This is a genomic window from Saccharopolyspora sp. NPDC049426 (assembly GCF_040676935.1).
GTDB lineage: Bacteria > Actinomycetota > Actinomycetes > Mycobacteriales > Pseudonocardiaceae > Saccharopolyspora.
Genome location: NZ_JBFAPZ010000010.1, coordinates 110,513 through 125,515, shown reverse-complemented (window position 1 = coordinate 125,515; position 15,003 = coordinate 110,513). Strand labels below are relative to the sequence as shown.

General features: G+C 70.6%; 13 protein-coding genes and 1 pseudogene. 8 read left to right on the top strand and 6 right to left on the bottom strand.

Going from position 1 to position 15,003, the window contains the following annotated elements; translation table 11 throughout:
• Nucleotides 1-58 precede the first annotated feature (58 nt).
• Together AB0J78_RS22145 and AB0J78_RS22140 are read right to left on the bottom strand one after the other, a co-directional pair.
• The gene (locus tag AB0J78_RS22145; RefSeq protein WP_363791911.1) at nucleotides 59-1,378 is read right to left on the bottom strand and encodes an LLM class flavin-dependent oxidoreductase; all 1,320 of its coding nucleotides are present in this window, start codon (nucleotides 1,376-1,378) and stop codon (nucleotides 59-61) included.
• 12 nt (nucleotides 1,379-1,390) lie between these two features.
• The gene (locus AB0J78_RS22140) at nucleotides 1,391-2,704 is read right to left on the bottom strand and encodes an MFS transporter (RefSeq protein WP_363791907.1); all 1,314 of its coding nucleotides are present in this window, start codon (nucleotides 2,702-2,704) and stop codon (nucleotides 1,391-1,393) included.
• 267 nt (nucleotides 2,705-2,971) lie between these two features.
• Between AB0J78_RS22140 and AB0J78_RS22135 the strand changes: the two genes are divergently transcribed.
• The 6 genes and pseudogenes from AB0J78_RS22135 (at nucleotide 2,972) to AB0J78_RS22110 (ending at nucleotide 8,024) form a co-directional block, all read left to right on the top strand.
• On the top strand, nucleotides 2,972-3,046 hold the full coding sequence (locus AB0J78_RS22135) for a putative leader peptide (protein WP_363792279.1): 75 nt from the start codon (nucleotides 2,972-2,974) through the stop codon (nucleotides 3,044-3,046).
• 81 nt (nucleotides 3,047-3,127) lie between these two features.
• A pseudogene (locus AB0J78_RS22130) lies at nucleotides 3,128-3,742 on the top strand (acyl-CoA dehydrogenase family protein); the annotation flags it as partial.
• Between the two features lie 143 nt (nucleotides 3,743-3,885).
• On the top strand, nucleotides 3,886-4,329 hold the full coding sequence (locus tag AB0J78_RS22125; RefSeq protein ID WP_363791906.1) for a hypothetical protein: 444 nt from the start codon (nucleotides 3,886-3,888) through the stop codon (nucleotides 4,327-4,329).
• A gap of 12 nt (nucleotides 4,330-4,341) precedes the next feature.
• Nucleotides 4,342-5,361, top strand: a complete 1,020-nt coding sequence (locus AB0J78_RS22120) for an LLM class flavin-dependent oxidoreductase (protein WP_363791904.1) — start codon at nucleotides 4,342-4,344, stop codon at nucleotides 5,359-5,361.
• 13 nt (nucleotides 5,362-5,374) lie between these two features.
• Nucleotides 5,375-6,754: an LLM class flavin-dependent oxidoreductase gene (locus AB0J78_RS22115; RefSeq protein WP_363791902.1), complete on the top strand. Its 1,380-nt coding sequence runs from the start codon at nucleotides 5,375-5,377 to the stop codon at nucleotides 6,752-6,754.
• Nucleotides 6,755-6,896: 142 nt separating this feature from the next.
• Nucleotides 6,897-8,024: an NAD/NADP octopine/nopaline dehydrogenase family protein gene (locus AB0J78_RS22110; protein ID WP_363791900.1), complete on the top strand. Its 1,128-nt coding sequence runs from the start codon at nucleotides 6,897-6,899 to the stop codon at nucleotides 8,022-8,024.
• On the opposite strand, the gene AB0J78_RS22105 is transcribed toward AB0J78_RS22110, so the two are convergent.
• From AB0J78_RS22105 to AB0J78_RS22095, 3 genes are read right to left on the bottom strand one after another with little or no spacing between them, the layout of a single operon-like run.
• Nucleotides 7,954-8,799 carry an SDR family NAD(P)-dependent oxidoreductase gene (locus tag AB0J78_RS22105; protein ID WP_363791898.1) on the bottom strand — a complete coding sequence of 282 codons (846 nt, stop codon included), beginning with the start codon at nucleotides 8,797-8,799 and terminating at the stop codon, nucleotides 7,954-7,956. The genes AB0J78_RS22110 and AB0J78_RS22105 overlap by 71 nt on opposite strands.
• A complete protein-coding gene (locus AB0J78_RS22100) occupies nucleotides 8,796-9,701 on the bottom strand; it encodes an alpha/beta fold hydrolase (protein WP_363791895.1) in 906 nt (301 codons plus the stop codon). Before AB0J78_RS22100 ends, AB0J78_RS22105 begins: the two co-directional genes overlap by 4 nt.
• Nucleotides 9,698-11,194 (bottom strand): NAD(P)/FAD-dependent oxidoreductase, encoded by a 1,497-nt coding sequence (locus AB0J78_RS22095; RefSeq protein WP_363791892.1) that lies wholly within the window; start codon nucleotides 11,192-11,194, stop codon nucleotides 9,698-9,700. The genes AB0J78_RS22100 and AB0J78_RS22095 overlap by 4 nt, the downstream gene beginning before the upstream one ends.
• Nucleotides 11,195-11,294: 100 nt before the next feature.
• On the opposite strand from AB0J78_RS22095, the gene AB0J78_RS22090 reads away from it, so the two are divergent.
• On the top strand, nucleotides 11,295-12,530 hold the full coding sequence (locus AB0J78_RS22090; protein ID WP_363791890.1) for a PucR family transcriptional regulator: 1,236 nt from the start codon (nucleotides 11,295-11,297) through the stop codon (nucleotides 12,528-12,530).
• A gap of 80 nt (nucleotides 12,531-12,610) precedes the next feature.
• On the opposite strand, the gene AB0J78_RS22085 is transcribed toward AB0J78_RS22090, so the two are convergent.
• Nucleotides 12,611-13,678, bottom strand: coding sequence for an NAD-dependent epimerase/dehydratase family protein (locus AB0J78_RS22085; protein WP_363791888.1), 1,068 nt, complete (start codon nucleotides 13,676-13,678; stop codon nucleotides 12,611-12,613).
• A 141-nt stretch (nucleotides 13,679-13,819) separates the two neighbouring features.
• Between AB0J78_RS22085 and AB0J78_RS22080 the strand changes: the two genes are divergently transcribed.
• Entirely contained in the window at nucleotides 13,820-15,001 is a 1,182-nt protein-coding gene (locus tag AB0J78_RS22080) for a zinc-dependent alcohol dehydrogenase (protein ID WP_363791886.1), read from the top strand.
• Nucleotides 15,002-15,003 lie beyond the last annotated feature (2 nt).

Here is a 15,003-nt window from a genome sequence, read left to right as displayed (position 1 = left end):
TGCCAGGGCAAGAGGGTTCGGACCAGAACCGCCACCGGGCGACCATCCTCCCGGTGGGTCAGCCGGCTCCGGCAGTGGGTTCGTAGCGACTGGGGCCGTGGGAGGCCGAAGTGCTCGCGGAGGGTCGTCCCGCTGTAGTCGTGGCGGAAGATCCCTCGTCTCCGGAGTTCGGGCACGACGTGGTCCCGAAGGTTTCGAGACCTGAGGGGAGGACGTCCGGCATGAGGTTGAAGCCGTCCGCCGCTCCGTTGCGGAACCAGTGCTCGATGGTGTCGGCGATGTGCTCGGGCGTGCCGATGGCGTAGCGGTGGCCGCCGCCACCCAGCAGAGCCAGCTCCCGGGCCGTGAGACCGCCTTGACGGGCGTAACCGGCCACCGCGCGCGCGAACCCGCGCGAACCGCGCTTCTCGTCGAGGTTGGCCAGCAGGTGTTCCGGCACCGGCGCGTCCAGGTCGAGTTCGTCCGCGGACACGCCGAGATTGGCGGCGAGTCTCGCGATGGCCCATTCCTGACCGCCCAGCTCGTCCAGTTCCGCCTTGCGGGACCGCGCCTCGGCCTCGGTGGAGGCGATGACGGTGCACAGCCCCGGCAGGACCTTGAGCGTCGACGGGTCCCGGCCGAACTCGCGGGCCCGGCCCTTCATCTCGTCGTAGAACGTCTTGCCGTCGGCGAAGGTCGTCTGGGCGGCGAACACCGCGTCGGCGGTGCGGGCGGCCAGTCGCTTGCCCGGTTCCGAACCGCCCGCCTGCACCACCACCGGCCGGCCCTGGGGCGATCGGGGCAGCGGCAGCGGTCCGCGCACCGAGAAGTGCGGGCCCCGGTGGTCGATGGTGTGAATCCGGTCGGCATCGGCGAGATCCCCACGTCGATCGCCGACCAGCGCGGAATCCTCCCAGGAATCCCACAGCGCGTTGACGACGTCGACGACCTCCTCCGCGCGGCCGTAGCGGTCGTCGTGGTCGGGCAGCTCAGGAAGCCCGAAGTTCGGGGCCACCACGGGGTCGTAGGTGGTGACGGCGTTCCACGCCGCCCGGCCCCGGCTGATGTGGTCCAGCGAGGAGAACCTGCGGGCCAGGTTGTACGGGTCGTTGAAGGTGGTCGAAGCGGTGGCCGCCAGTCCGATGTGGGTGGTCGCCGAGGCGATGCCGGTCAGCAGCACGGTCGGCTCCAGCCCGAGCGTCGGCCGGACCCGGGGATCCTCCCGCAGTCCGGGGATGTCGGCGAGGAACACCGCGTCCAGGGTGCCGCGCTCGGCGATGCGGGCGATGTCGCGGTAGTGGTCGATGTCGAGGTAGGCGAACGGGTCGTCGTGGGTCCGCCACGCCGCCGCGTGGATTCCGGCGTTGTACATGTTCACGCCGAGATGGAGCTGTCCCATGTCGGCTCCAGATCAGGCGGTGACGGCGACCGGACGGCCGGACAGCGTCGGCAGCCGGTGCGTCTCCGCCGCCAGGTAAGCCGAGACGGCGGTGATCGCCGACAGCGCCGCGTAGAACGCCACGATCAGCCACGGCTGACCGCCACCGGCGATGAGCAGGCTCGCGGCGATCAGCGGAGCCAGACCACCGCTGACCACTGAACCGAACTGGTAGCCGATGGAGGCGCCGCTGTAGCGCACGCGGGTGCCGAACAGCTCGCTGAACCACGCGGCCTGCGGCCCGTACATGGCGTCTTGGAACACGTTGATGCCGACCACGACCGCCAGCACCACCAGCACCGGTGACCCGGACCCCACCGCCAGGAAGTAGGCGGGCAGGAACAACCCGCCGCCGATCGCGGCGAACAGGTACAGCGGTCTGCGCCCGACCCGGTCCGAGAGCACCGCCCACGCGGGTGTGCTGATCAGGCCGAGGGCGGAGGAGACCAGGATCGCGGTGAGGCCGACGTTGTTGTGCGTGCCGAAGTGCTGCGCGATGTAGGTCAGGCCGAAGGTCGTGTAGATCGTGTAGCCGCCGTTCTGCGACAGCCGCATGCCCGCGGTCAGCCACAGGTTCTTCTGCTGGGTGCGGGCGACCTCCAGGAGCGGCCAGCGGGCGAGCTCGTCGCGCTCCCGAACTTCGGTGAACACCAGGCCGTCGTCGAGCTTCATCCGGATGACCAGGCCGACCGCGATGAGCGCGATGCTGGCCAGGAACGGCAGCCGCCAGCCCCAGGCGTCGAAGGAGTCGTTGCCGATCAGCCAGCGCACCGTCGCGAAACCGCCCGATGCCAGGAGCATTCCGGCCGGGGAGCCGACCTGCACCAGGCTGCCGTAGAAACCGCGCTTGCCGGGTTTGGCGTGTTCCACCGCCAGCAGCGCAGCACCGCCCCACTCGGCGCCGGCCGCGAGGCCCTGCAGCAACCGCACGGTCACCAGCAGCGCCGGGGCGGCCAGGCCGACCTGGACGTAGGTGGGCAGCAGACCGATCGCGAGCGTGGCGATGCCCATCAGCAGCAGCGAGCCGACCAGAATCGGCTTGCGGCCCACCCGGTCTCCGAGGTGCCCGGCGACCAGAGCTCCGATCGGCCGGGCACCGAAACCGGCGGCGAACGTCGCGAACGCCGCCAGCGTTCCGGCCGTGGGGCTGATGTCGGGGAAGAACATCCGGTCGAAGACCAGTGCCGTCGCCGTGCCGTAGAGGTAGAAGTCGTACCACTCGATGGTGGTGCCGACGAAGCCACCGATACCGGCCTTGGTGGCCGGATCGCGCAGAGCGCTGTTCATGTCGTGCCGTCCCTGAAGTCGAGTTCCGTTGCTGCGGAAGCGAAATCCGCCGAAGTGTGCGGATCAGGGACGACAGGAGGCCGCGGTCACGCGTGCGAGATCGATGTGTCGACGGGCGACCAGCTGGACCATGGCCGAGAGTATGAGCCGCCGAGGTCGAACCGGCCAAGGTCGTCCAGCGAGTGAGAATCCTCCACGGCCACCAGCGGTTTCCCATCAGGTGAGTGTCGTTGACACCTCCGATCAGCGGCTGGCACCGTCAACCGCGTGGATGAACCGAAGCTGTTCGTGCGGTTGCACGTCGACCTGCGTCGCGTGACGTCGGCTTCCTGTTCGGCCTGAGCGCTCGTCTCCTCCCCGCTCTCGCGGGAACTCTCACCTCGCCGGTTCGCGAAAAACCGGGCACCTGCTCAGGAGCATCCTGTGACCGCTTCCACCACGCAGTCCGACGACGCGATCACCACCCGCCTTCGCCCGCTCCTCACGCGCATCGCCGACACCGCCGCCGACCGAGACCGTCGCCGCAGACTGCCCTTCGAGGAGGTGCGGTGGTTGCGCGAGGCCGGCATCACCACCTTGCGGCTGCCGGTCGAACGCGGCGGTGCCGGGCTGGCGTTGGACGACTTGTTCCGCCTGCTGGTGGAGCTCGGTGAAGCCGACCCGAACTTCCCGCAGCTGCTGCGCGCACACATCATGTTCACCGAAACAGTGCTGCACCAGCCGGATTCGCCGCAGCGGGAACGTTGGCTCGCGCTGCTGGAGGGCGGCGCGCTGGTGGGCAACGCGATCAGCGAGACCGGGTCGGCCGCCGTCGGGCGGGTCGGCACGCGCATCAACGAGAGCGACGGCCGACTGCTGCTCAACGGCACCAAGTACTACACGACCGGCAGCCTCTACGCGGACTGGATCCAGGTCTCCGCCGAGCGTGATGACGGCGAATCCGTGCGCGTGCTCGTCCCCGCCGACGCGCCCGGGGTGACGCAGCGCGACGACTGGGACGGATTCGGGCAGCTGACCACCAGCAGCGGCACCATCGAGTTCACCGATGTCGCAGTCGACCCTGCGGACGTGGCAGCGGGGGAATCGGGACGCACGCTGCGCCCGGCGGTGGCGCAGCTGGTGCTGCTGAGCTGCCTGGTCGGCGCATCTCCCGCAACGCGGCCGCCGACGCCACGCGCTTCGTGCGGGAGCGCCGCCGGTCCTACAGCCACGCCAGCGCGGAGCTGCCCAAGGACGATCCGCTGGTGCAACAGCTCGTGGGTGGGCTGCACGCGACGAACTTCGCCGCGGAAGCCACCTTGCACGCCGCCGTGACCCCGCTGCAGCGGGCGCTGTCGGCACTGCGGTCCGGAGACGTTACCGACGAGGAGCTGGACCGGGCCGAGATCGCGGTCTCGAAGGCGCACGTGGTGATCGTCGAGCAGGTGCTCGCGGCCATCACCAGGATGTTCGACGTCGGAGGCGCGTTTATCGTGGGCCGCGAACTCGCGCTCGACCGGCACTGGCGCAACGCTCGCACCCTCGCCGTGCACAACCCCGTGCTGTACAAGACGCGCGGCATCGGTGACTGGGCGATCAACGGCACCGATCCGATCTACCGGTGGACGCCGGGAACCGTGAACTGACCTGGAGGAGCCGTGCCGACCGAATCCCAGCCCCTGCGCCACCTCGGATTCCTGACCATCGGGCTGTTCGATGAGGCCGATCCCGGCGCCGGCCACGAGACCACGCTGCGGATCATCGAACTGGGCGAGCGGCTCGGTTTCGACAGCGCCTGGGTGCGGCACCGGCACCTGCAGTTCGGGATCTCCTCGCCCGTCGCCGTGCTGGCCGCGGCATCGCAACGCACGCGGCACATCCAGCTGGGAACCGCGGTCACCCCGCTGGGATGGGAGAACCCGCTGCGGTTGGCCGAAGACCTCGCCACCGTCGACGTGCTCTCCGGCGGTCGGCTCAACCCGGGCATCAGCGTCGGCCCGCCGCGCGCGTACGACGAGATCAAGGAGGCGTTGTACCCGGACAGCGCCGAGCACGAGGACTTCAGCCACCAGCGCGTGGCGCGGCTGCTCGCGCACGTGCGCGGGGAACCGGTGACCGGGTGGAGCGGGACGGAGGGCTTCGAGGAGTTCTCCGACCGGGTGCAGCCGCACTCGCCCGGACTCGCTTCGCGGCTCTGGTACGGCGGCGGCAGCCTCGGCTCGGCCCGATGGGCGGGGGAACACGGCATGAACCTGCTGACCAGCAGCGTCGTCAAGTCGGAGGAGTCCGAGGACTTCGCCGAGATCCAGCGGTCCCTGATCCGCACCTTCCGCGCCCACCACCCGGACGGTGAGCGGGCGCGCGTCTCCCAGGGCCTCGTCGTCATCCCCACGGACTCGGCCACGCCCCAGCAGCGGGCCAAGTACGCGGACTACGTGGCGCGCCGAACACCGCGCACCACCGCCCCGCAAGGACCCGGGCGGTTGCTGTTCGCGCGCGACCTGCTGGGCACCTCCGAGCAGATCGCGGAGCAGCTCCACGCCCACGCCGGTTTCCGCGAGGTCGACGAGGTGGCGTTCGCGTTGCCGTTCACCTTCGACCACGACGACTACGTCCAGATCCTCACCGACATCGCCACCGGGCTCGGCCCGCGGCTCGGTTGGAAACCCGCGCACTGATGGGAATGAGCACGTGAGCACCAGGAAGCGACTCCGGCTGAGCGCGTTCGTCATGGCCACCACCTCGCACATCCTGGAAGGGCAGTGGCGGCGGCCGGACGCGCAGCAGCACCGGTTCGACGAGCTGGAGCTGTGGACCGACCTGGCGCGCAGGCTCGAAGACGCGCGGTTCGACGCGATGTTCTTCGCCGACGTCGTCGGCCTCTACGGCAACTACCGGGGCGATTGGGACATCTTCGCCACCGAGGGGCTGCAGATCCCCTCGCACGACCCGTCGGTGATGATCTCCGCCCTCGCCGCTGCCACCGAGCACTTGGGCCTGGCTTGGACGAGCTCGGTCATCCAGGAGCACCCGTTCAACTTCGCCCGCCGGACGGCGACGCTCGACCACCTCACGCGCGGCCGCGTCGGGTGGAACATCGTCACTTCGGCGCTGGAGAACTCCCACCGCAACTTCGGGCTGCCGGGTCTGACTCCGCACGACGAGCGCTACCGCTGGGCCGACGAGTACGTCGATGTCGTCTACAAGCTCCTCGAGGGCAGTTGGGACGACGGCGCGCTGCGGCGCGACAAGGCCGCGGGACTGCACGCCGACCCAGCCGGGATCCACAAGATCCGCCACTCCGGTCAGCGCTACCGCGTCGACGGGCCGCACCTGGTGGCACCGTCACCGCAGCGCACCCCGGTGCTGTTCCAGGCCGGGAACTCGCCGGCCGGGATGGATTTCGCCGCGCGCAACGCCGAAGCCGTGTTCATGTTCGCCGGTTCGCCGGACAGCGCGAGCAAGGTGACCGACACCGTGCGGTCCCTTGCGGCCCGATACGGGCGCCGCCGGGAGGACCTGCTGTTCTTCGCCGGTCTGTCCTTCGTCGTCGGCAGCACCGAAGCCGAGGCGCGACGGCGCAAGGAGGACACGGACGCCCACATGTCCGTCGAGGGCCTGGCCGCGCACATGCTCGGCGGCATGGGCGTCGATCTCGGAGACGCGCCCGTCGACACTCCGCTGAAGGACCTCGAGGTCGAAGGGGCCCGGGGAATCCTGCAATCGATCATCGACTCGGTGCCGGGTGGTGCGCCGACCATCGAGGACATGGTGCGCTACCGCGCCGAGCGGATGCGACTCGTCGGCACTCCGGAGCGCATCGCCGACGAGCTGGAACGCTGGCAGGACGCGGGAATCGATGGCATCAACATCATCAACCACGTCATCCCCGGCAGCTACGACGAGGTGATCGAGGGATTGCTGCCCGAACTCCGCCGACGCGGCCTGGCGCAGTCCGACTACGCACCGGGAACCTTCCGCGAGAAGCTCTTCACCGACTCCGGGCCCCGCCTCAACGCCCGCCACCCGGCGGCATCCCACCGCGGAGCCTTCCGCAACACCCCGCGCTGACGCCTCCACGGGTTCGCTCGCGACCCGGGAGTTCCTGCAGCGCACGCCGTGCTGTGCGGCAAGTCATAAGTGCGGTGGGAACCGGGGCGGTGATCTCTCCGACCACTGGGACGTGGAATCGATCGCGAGGAGCAGTGCTGCGGTGGACGAGATCGGTGTGATCGGGGCCGGTGGCGAAGGGCTGGCCGTGGTCGCCCACCTGTCCTCGACGGGTCGCCGGGTGCGGCTGTGCACCCGGAACCCGCAGCGGGTGGCGGGCATCCGGGCCGGAGGTGAGATCCGGGCGACCGGTGAGCTGGAGGGCAGGTTCCCGGTTGCGCAGGTCACCGCCGATCCGGCGGAGCTGGCACGGCGCTGCCGGGTGCTGGTGATCGCCGCGATCACCACCGCCTACCCGGAGATCGCCGCGTCGCTGGCCGCGCATCTCACCGAGGACCACGTGATCGTGCTGTTCTCCGGGAAGCTCTGCGGCAGCGCGGAATTCGCCGCATCGCTGAGCAGCGCCGGAGCTCCGGAGGTGGACGTGGTGGAGACCGACGCCCTGTTCGCCGCCCGCCCCGACGGCGACGACGGCGTGCGCGTCCTCGGCACGAAGCGGTGGAACCTCCTCTCCGGCGCCACACCCGGTGCTGTTGAACGCGGGGCGCCGGTCGTCCGGGAGTGGTTCCCCTGGTTGGAGAACGCCACCAATCTGGTCCACAGAGGACTGACCGATTTCGGCGCGGTCGCCCACGCACCGATCGCGCTGGCCAACCTCGGTACCATCGACCGCGGCGAGGAGCTGCTGTTCTACCTCGACGGGGTCTCCGACCGCACCGTCGCGCTGCTGCGCGAGGTCGAGCAGGAGTTCCGCGAGGTCGCCGCCGCCTACGGCGCAACCTTGATGCCCATGCCGGAAGTCCTCGACCGCTACTACGGCTGCACCACCACGAGCCTGCTGGACGCGATGCGCAGCGCAGCGCCCTACAAGACCATCCTCGCGCCCGGATCGCTGGACCACCGGTTCCTGCACGAGGACATCGCCTCGACGCTCGTGCCGCTGGAAGGCCTCGCCGACAAGGCCGGAGTGGCCACGCCGATGGTCGGCTCCATCATCAACGTGATGTCCACGCTGTCCGGGAAGTCCTTCCGCCGCAACGGCAGGACCCTCGAACGGCTGGGCTGGGCGGACCTCGACCACGGCGAGATCCGCCGCGCGCTCAACCCCGGGAGAACCGCCGGCGTTCGAACATCGCGGCCAGCGCCGGGTAGCGTCGCGGCAGCAGTCTGACCAGCAGGTCCACCAGTTTCGCGTCGTTCCCGACCAGGACCCGCTGCTTGCCCGCCTCGACCCCGTCGACGATGATGCCGGCGGCCTGCCGCGGAGGCATCTTCAGCAGCTTCTCGTTGTAGGTGCGCACGCGCGCCTCGTCCTCGGGGGTCACCTCACCGCGCTTGCGCGCGTCCTCCAGACCGGCCGAGGCGATGTTGGTGCGCACCCCTCCGGGATGCACCACGGTGACCCGCACCGGGTGCCCGGCCATGAGCATCTCGGCGCGCAGGCTCTCGGTGAATCCGCGCACCCCGAACTTGCTGGCGCAGTAGGCGGTGCTGCGCGGCTGGCCCATGATGCCGTTGAGGCTGGACACGTTGACCACGTGACCGTCACCGGAGGCGATGAGGTGCGGCAGGAAGGCCTTGCTGCCGTGGATCACGCCGAACAGGTTGATCCCGAGCACGCGCTCGTAGGTCTCCCAGTCGTTGTCGGCCACCGCGCCGCCCGCGGCGATCCCTGCGTTGTTGTAGACCTGGTGCACCACGCCGAAGTCCGCGGCCACCGACGCCGCGTAGGACTCGACGGCCTCCCGGTCGCTGACGTCCAACCGAGCCGAGCGCACCTCGGCGCCCAGCGCCTCGAGCCGGTCGACCGTGGCCGCCAGGCCGGTCTCGTCGACGTCCGACACCGCCAGCCGCGCACCCCGGCGGGCCAGCTCGAACGCGACCTCGCGCCCGATGCCCGAACCGGCACCGGTGACCACGGCGACCTTGCCGCGAACCTCGCTCATCGGGACGACTCCTCTGCAGCGGTGCTGATGTGCTCGGTGGTCATCGCCACCAACCGGTCGATCAGACCGGGTGCGATGTGGTGGCCCATGCCTTCGATCTCGACGTAGCGGGCGCCGGGGATGGCCGCCGCCGTGGCGCGACCACCGCTGACGTGCACCATGCGGTCGGTGTCGCCGTGGATCACCAGCGTCGGCGCGGCGATCCGGCGCAGCTCGGCCGTGCGGTCGCCGCTGGCGTGGATCGCGCTGATCTGACGCGGCCGACCGTCCTTGGCGCGGGCACCGCCACCGCGTTCCCACAGCCCGGCCGCCCACGCGCGTTCGAGGTCGTCGTCCGGTGGGAACGACGCCGAACCGATGTGCCGCAGCATCCACAGGTGGCGCTCCACCGACTCCTCGACGGTGTGCGTCGGGCCCTTGGCCATGCGCACCAGCGTCGACCGCGCGGGCTGGCCGACCTCGCGCGCACCCGTGGTGGAGAAGATCGAGGTCAGCGAGTCGACCCGGTCGGGGTGCCGGGCGGCGACGGTCTGGGCGATCATCCCGCCCATCGACATCCCCAGCAGCTGCACGAGCTTGAGGCCCAAGTGGTCGAGCAGGCCCACGGTGTCGGCGGCCATGTCACCGAGGTCGTAGGCGTCCGGCCGGGGCCGGACGAACAGCTGGCGCAGCCTGCCTGGCGGTGGCGTGCCGATCCGCGACGAGCGGCCGGCGTCGCGGTTGTCCAGGCGCACCACGCGGAAACCGCGCTCGGTGAACCCGTCGACCAGCCGCTGCGGCCACGAGGTCAGGTCCAGGCCCAGCCCCGCGATGAGCACCAGCGGAGTCCCGTCGGCCGGGCCGTCGAGGCGGTAGCAGATCCGGGGGCCCGCGGGCAGGTCGACGAAGAGGTCCTCGCTCATCGGGTCACCTCCACGCGGGCCTCGGCGCGGGAGAACCGCAGCTCGGGGTCGGTGACGTCGTCCGCACGCAGCAGCTTGACGTCGGAGTGGTAGCTCAGCGAGGTCAGCCACGGCATCCGGTCGCCCTGCTTGGGCAGCTGGTCGACCGCCCGCTGGACGTAGCCGGCGTTGAAGTCCAGGAACGGTCGCTTGGGCATCGCCGGATCGCTGGGAACCGGCCGGCAGATGTCGAGCCCGTAGTTGTCCATGTGGCTCAGCAGGCGGCAGAAGTGCTCGCACAGCAACCCGATCTTCAGCGTCCACGACGAGTTGGTGTAGCCGATCGCGAACGCCAGGTTCGGCACGCCGGAGAGCATCATGCCCTTGTAGGCGATCGTGTCCGGCAGGTGCACCGGTTCGCCGTCGACCACCAGCGGCACACCGCCGAAGGGCTGCAGGTTCAGGCCGGTGGCGGTGATGATGACGTCCGCCTCCAGCTCCGCGCCGGATTCCAACTTCACGCCCCGCTCGGTGAACGTCTCGATCCGGTCGGTGACCACCGAGGCCTGGCCCCGCCGGATCACCTTGAACAGGTCGCCGTCGGGCACCGCGCACAAGCGCTGGTCCCACGGGTCGTAGGGCGGGTTGAAGTGGGTGTCGACCGGATAGCCCTCGGGCAGCGCCTTGCTGTTGACGTAGCGGATCAGCTTGCGCGCGGTCTTCGGGAAGCGCTGGCAGAAGCTCCAGATCAGCCGCTGCTGCAGGATGTTCTTGCGCCGCGCGATCGCGTAGCCGCGTTCGGGTCCGAAGAGCCGGCCCGCGATGTTGGCGACGGCGTCCTTCTTGGGCACCGGCATGATGTAGGTCGGCGTGCGCTGCAGCATCGTCACGTGCGAGGCCGTGTCCGCCATCGCCGGGACGAGCGTCACCGCTGTCGCGCCGCTGCCGATCACCAGCACCTTCTTGCCGGAGTAGTCCAGGTCCTCCGGCCAGTGCTGCGGGTGGACGATCGGGCCGGCGAACCGCTCCCGGCCTTCGAAGTGCGGGGTGAACCCCTCGTCGTAGCGGTAGTAGCCGCCCGCGCTGAACACCCAGCGCGCGCTGAGCTGGTGGCGAGCGCCGGTCTCGGGGTTCTCCACGTCGACCAGCCAGCGCGCCTGCGCCGAGGACCACTGGGCGCCCACCACCTTGTGGTGGAAGCGGATGTGCGGTTCGAGGTCGTTCTCGGTGATGGTCTCGCGCAGGTAGTCGAGGATGCGCGGTGCCGAGGCGATCGACTCCTCGTCCCGCCACGGCTTGAACTCGTAGCCGAAGGTGTGCAGGTCGGAGTCCGAGCGGATGCCGGGGTAGCGGAACAGGTCCCACGTCCCGCCGGAAGCGCCGCGCGCTTCCAGGATCGCGAAGGACTTCGCCGGGTGCGACGTCTTGAGGTAGCGGCCTGCGCCGATGCCGGAGATCCCGGCCCCCACGATCAGGACGTCGAGGTGCTCTACCGGTGCTTCGGTGGTGGTCATCGTGCTGCTCCCCGCGCGAACGGACTGCTCTCTCCCCGGAAGAGCATGCCCGGGGCCCCCTGACTTGCGCCACAGCGACATGCACCAGGATCATGCGGAGATGGTGCGGAATGCTGCGTCCGACTGGCCGAGCGTGTCCCCGCGCGTGCGGGAGCTGTTCCGGCGGGGTGCCGAGATCGCGCTGAACCCGCACGCCGAGTGGGTCGAGGAGCTGCACGCCGCCGCCCTCGGCGGTGCGCGGGTCCGGCTGGTCGCCGAGGACCCGGCGCTGGCCGCCGCGACCCGCCGCGCCAACCTCGCGAACCTGCTGCACTGGGCGGCGGCCAACGTCCAGAACCCGGGCCGCAGGGTTCCGGCCAACACCAGCTCAGAGCTGCTCGAAGCATCCCGCGACCTGGTGCGACGGGGTTTGGACGAGACCGCGCTGGACTCCTACCGGATGGCGCAGAACGTCGCGTGGCGGCGCTGGATCGAGATCGTCTTCGGCCTCACCGACGACCCCGGCGAGCTGCGCGAGCTGCTCGACGTCTCCGCCGTGTCGATCGGCACCTTCATCGACGACACCGTCGCCGCCGTCAGCGAGCGCATGCAGCACGAACGCGACGAGCTCACCCGAGGTGCGCACGCGGAGCGCCGCGCAGTGGTGACGCTGCTGCTGGAAGGCGCGCCGATCGGGCAGGCTCGGGCCGAGAGCAGGCTCGGCCACCGGCTCTCCGGACCCCACACCGCCGCGATCCTCTGGAGCGGCGCGGGAGGCTCCGAGCAGGTCGAGGCCGCCGCGGAGGCGGTGACCCGCGCGGCCGGCGCCGACCACCGGCTCACCGTCATCGCCAGCGCCGCGGCCATGTGGGTTTGGCTGCCGGTGGCCACCGCGCCCCCCGCGGCCGAACTGGCCGCGCGCCTGGCCGAGCACCCCGACGTGCGGGTCGCGGTGGGTCGTCCCGGCACCGGCGTGGAGGGGTTCCGCCGCAGCCACCTCGACGCCGCCACCACGCAGCGCATGGTCGCCCGGCTCACCTCACCGCAGCAGGTGGCCCGCTACCAGGACGTGCAGCTGGTGTCGTTGCTGACCAGCGAACCCACCCAGACCGACGAGTTCCTGGCCGACACCCTGGGCGATCTGCGGCACGCCGACGCCGAGACGCGCACCGCGGTGCTGACCTACGTTCGCGAGCTGGGCAGCACGACCCGCACCGCCGAACGCCTCTACACCCACCGCAACACGGTCCTGCGCCGGCTCGCCAGGGCCGACGAGCTGCTGCCGCGCCCGCTCGCCGAGAACGCCCTCGCGGTGGCGGCAGCTCTCGAAGCCCTGCACTGGCGCGGGACCGGCTAGAGCTGCTCGGCGGGGAGACCCGGAGCAGGACCACGACGTGGGAGGCGATTTCGGCCACGAGGTGAACTCGCGCTCAGCGCTCAAGGGCGTTGGCCGACGCCCGTGCGGAGCTCCTCCAGCCTGCCGCCCGGGAGGGGAGAGCGGAGCGGAGGGCTGGAATCGCCGGTGGCGGAACGCAAACCGCGCAGGAAGTCGGCGACCGCCTCGGTGGAGCTGCGTCGCGGGCTCCAGCCGAGCTCCTCGCGTGCGCGGCCGGTGTCCATCATCGGCAGCCGCAGGAACGCGTCGAACAGGTCCGGTGACGCGGGAACCAGGTGCAGGTTCCATGCCGCCGCCAGAACCGCGCGCACCAGTGGCGCCGGAACCGCTGCGGGACGGACGTGCAGCAGATCCGCCAGCGCGCTGAAGTCCACCACCGGATCCGCCGCGACGTTGAACGCTCCCCGGCTGTCGGACAGGACCGCGAGCCGGTACGCCTCGCCGACGTCGTCGCTGTGCACCGCCTGGAAGCGCAGCCCGGTCGGCAGCGGCAGCACCGGGAGGAGTTCCGGGCGGGCGAAGCTGTTGGGCAGGAACGGCCCGATGAACAGGCGTCGCTGCTGTTCGGCGGACTCGGGCTTGAAGCAGAACGCGGTGCGCATCCGGACGACCCGGATGTCCGGGTGCTGCCGTTCGAAGGAGTCGAGGAACCGCTCCAGGTAGGCCTTCTCCCGGCTGTAGGCCGCGGCCGGCCACCCGTGCGTCGGCCAGGTCTCGCTGACCGCGCGCCCGGCGGGCCCGGGGGAGTAGGCGGCCACGGACGAGGCGTAGACGAGGTGGCGCACCCCGGCGGCGGCAGCGGCCTCGAACACCCGGATGCTGCCGAGCACGTTGGTGCGCCAAGTAGTCACCGGGTCGTGGGTGGGCTGGAACAACCAGCCCAGGTGGACCACGGTGTCCACCGAGGCGAACCGCCCGACCAGGTCGTCCTCCCGGATGTCGGTGCGCTCCCACTGGATCTCCGGGCCCTGTTCGGGTGGTTGCCGCCGGGACAGCGCGGTGATCCCCTCCACGTGGGGGTCGCCGCGCAGCGCCTCCACAACGCTGGTCCCGATGTTGCCGGTGGCCCCGACGATCGCGACTCGCCGGGAACTCGCGGACGCTGCCATGAGGACTCCTGCCATCGGTCCGGACGGTCTCCCACAACGGGTTCCCCGCAGGCCGCGGCACAAACGCGCCGCGGAGGTGCGGGGTTTGCCCGGTGCCGCCACCGGAAAGAACGTGGTGGTGAGCTACTGAGGAGGTGGCCTGTGAAGGCGCTGACATGGCAAGGACCGCGCGACGTGCGCGTCGAGAACGTGCCCGACCCGAAGTTGGAGGCGGACACGGACGCGATCATCCGCGTCACCAGCAGCGGGATCTGCGGCTCCGATCTGCACCTCTACGAGGTGCTGGCCCCGTTCCTCGACCCCGGCGACATCCTCGGCCACGAGCCCATGGGCGTGGTGGAGGAGACCGGGTCCGCGGTGACCGACATCGCGCCGGGAGACCGGGTCGTGGTGCCGTTCAACATCTCCTGCGGTCACTGCTGGATGTGCGAACGACGCCTGTTCGCCCAGTGCGAGACGACCCAGGTGCGCGAGCAGGGCAGCGGCGCCGCGCTGTTCGGCTACACCAAGCTCTACGGCAGCGTTCCCGGCGCCCAAGCCGAGTGGCTGCGGGTGCCCCAGGCGCAGTTCGGTCCGATCAAGGTACCGGAAGGACCGCCGGACGAGCAGTTCGTCTACCTCTCCGACGTGCTGCCCACGGCGTGGCAGGCAGTCGAGTACGCCGACGTGCCGAAGGACGGCACGGTGGCGGTGTTCGGCCTGGGCCCCATCGGGCAGATGGCGGCCCGCATCGCCCTGCACCACGGATTCCGCGCCATCGGCATCGACCGGGTGCCGGAACGGCTGAACATGGCCGAGCGGCACGGAGTTCGCACCATCGACGCCGCGCAGCAGGACCACGTCGCCGACGCCGTGCGCGAGCTGACCGAGGGTCGCGGCGCGGACTCGGTGATCGACGCCGTCGGCATGGAGGCGCACGGCTCACCCGTCGCCGAACTCGGCCAGAAGGTCGCCGGGGTGCTGCCCGACGCCGTCGCCGAGCCGCTGATGTCCAAGGCCGGGGTCGACCGGCTTTCCGCACTGCACCAGTGCATCGACAGCGTCCGCCGGGCGGGCACCATCTCGCTCAGCGGCGTCTACGGCGGCATGGCCGACCCGATGCCGATGCTCACCATGTTCGACAAGGGCGTTCGCATCGCGATGGGGCAGGCCCACGTGAAGCGGTGGATCCCGGACCTGCTGCCGCTGGTCGGCCACGAATCCGACCCGCTCGGGGTGCGCGACCTGACCACCCACCACCTCCCGCTGGACGATGCCCCGAACGCCTACGACATCTTCCAGCGCAAGGCGGACGGGGCGATCAAGATCCTCCTGGAGCCGTAGGA

What these genes read in the sequence shown, in the direction of transcription:
- AB0J78_RS22145 (WP_363791911.1), bottom strand. Translation starts at nt 1,378, where the DNA reads ATGGGACAGCTCCATCTCGGCGTGAACATGTACAACGCCGGAATCCAC.
- AB0J78_RS22105 (WP_363791898.1), bottom strand. Translation starts at nt 8,799, where the DNA reads ATGAGCGAGGTTCGCGGCAAGGTCGCCGTGGTCACCGGTGCCGGTTCG.
- AB0J78_RS22090 (WP_363791890.1), top strand. Translation starts at nt 11,295, where the DNA reads ATGGTGCGGAATGCTGCGTCCGACTGGCCGAGCGTGTCCCCGCGCGTG.
- AB0J78_RS22095 (WP_363791892.1), bottom strand. Translation starts at nt 11,194, where the DNA reads ATGACCACCACCGAAGCACCGGTAGAGCACCTCGACGTCCTGATCGTG.
- AB0J78_RS22085 (WP_363791888.1), bottom strand. Translation starts at nt 13,678, where the DNA reads ATGGCAGCGTCCGCGAGTTCCCGGCGAGTCGCGATCGTCGGGGCCACC.
- AB0J78_RS22100 (WP_363791895.1), bottom strand. Translation starts at nt 9,701, where the DNA reads ATGAGCGAGGACCTCTTCGTCGACCTGCCCGCGGGCCCCCGGATCTGC.
- AB0J78_RS22140 (WP_363791907.1), bottom strand. Translation starts at nt 2,704, where the DNA reads ATGAACAGCGCTCTGCGCGATCCGGCCACCAAGGCCGGTATCGGTGGC.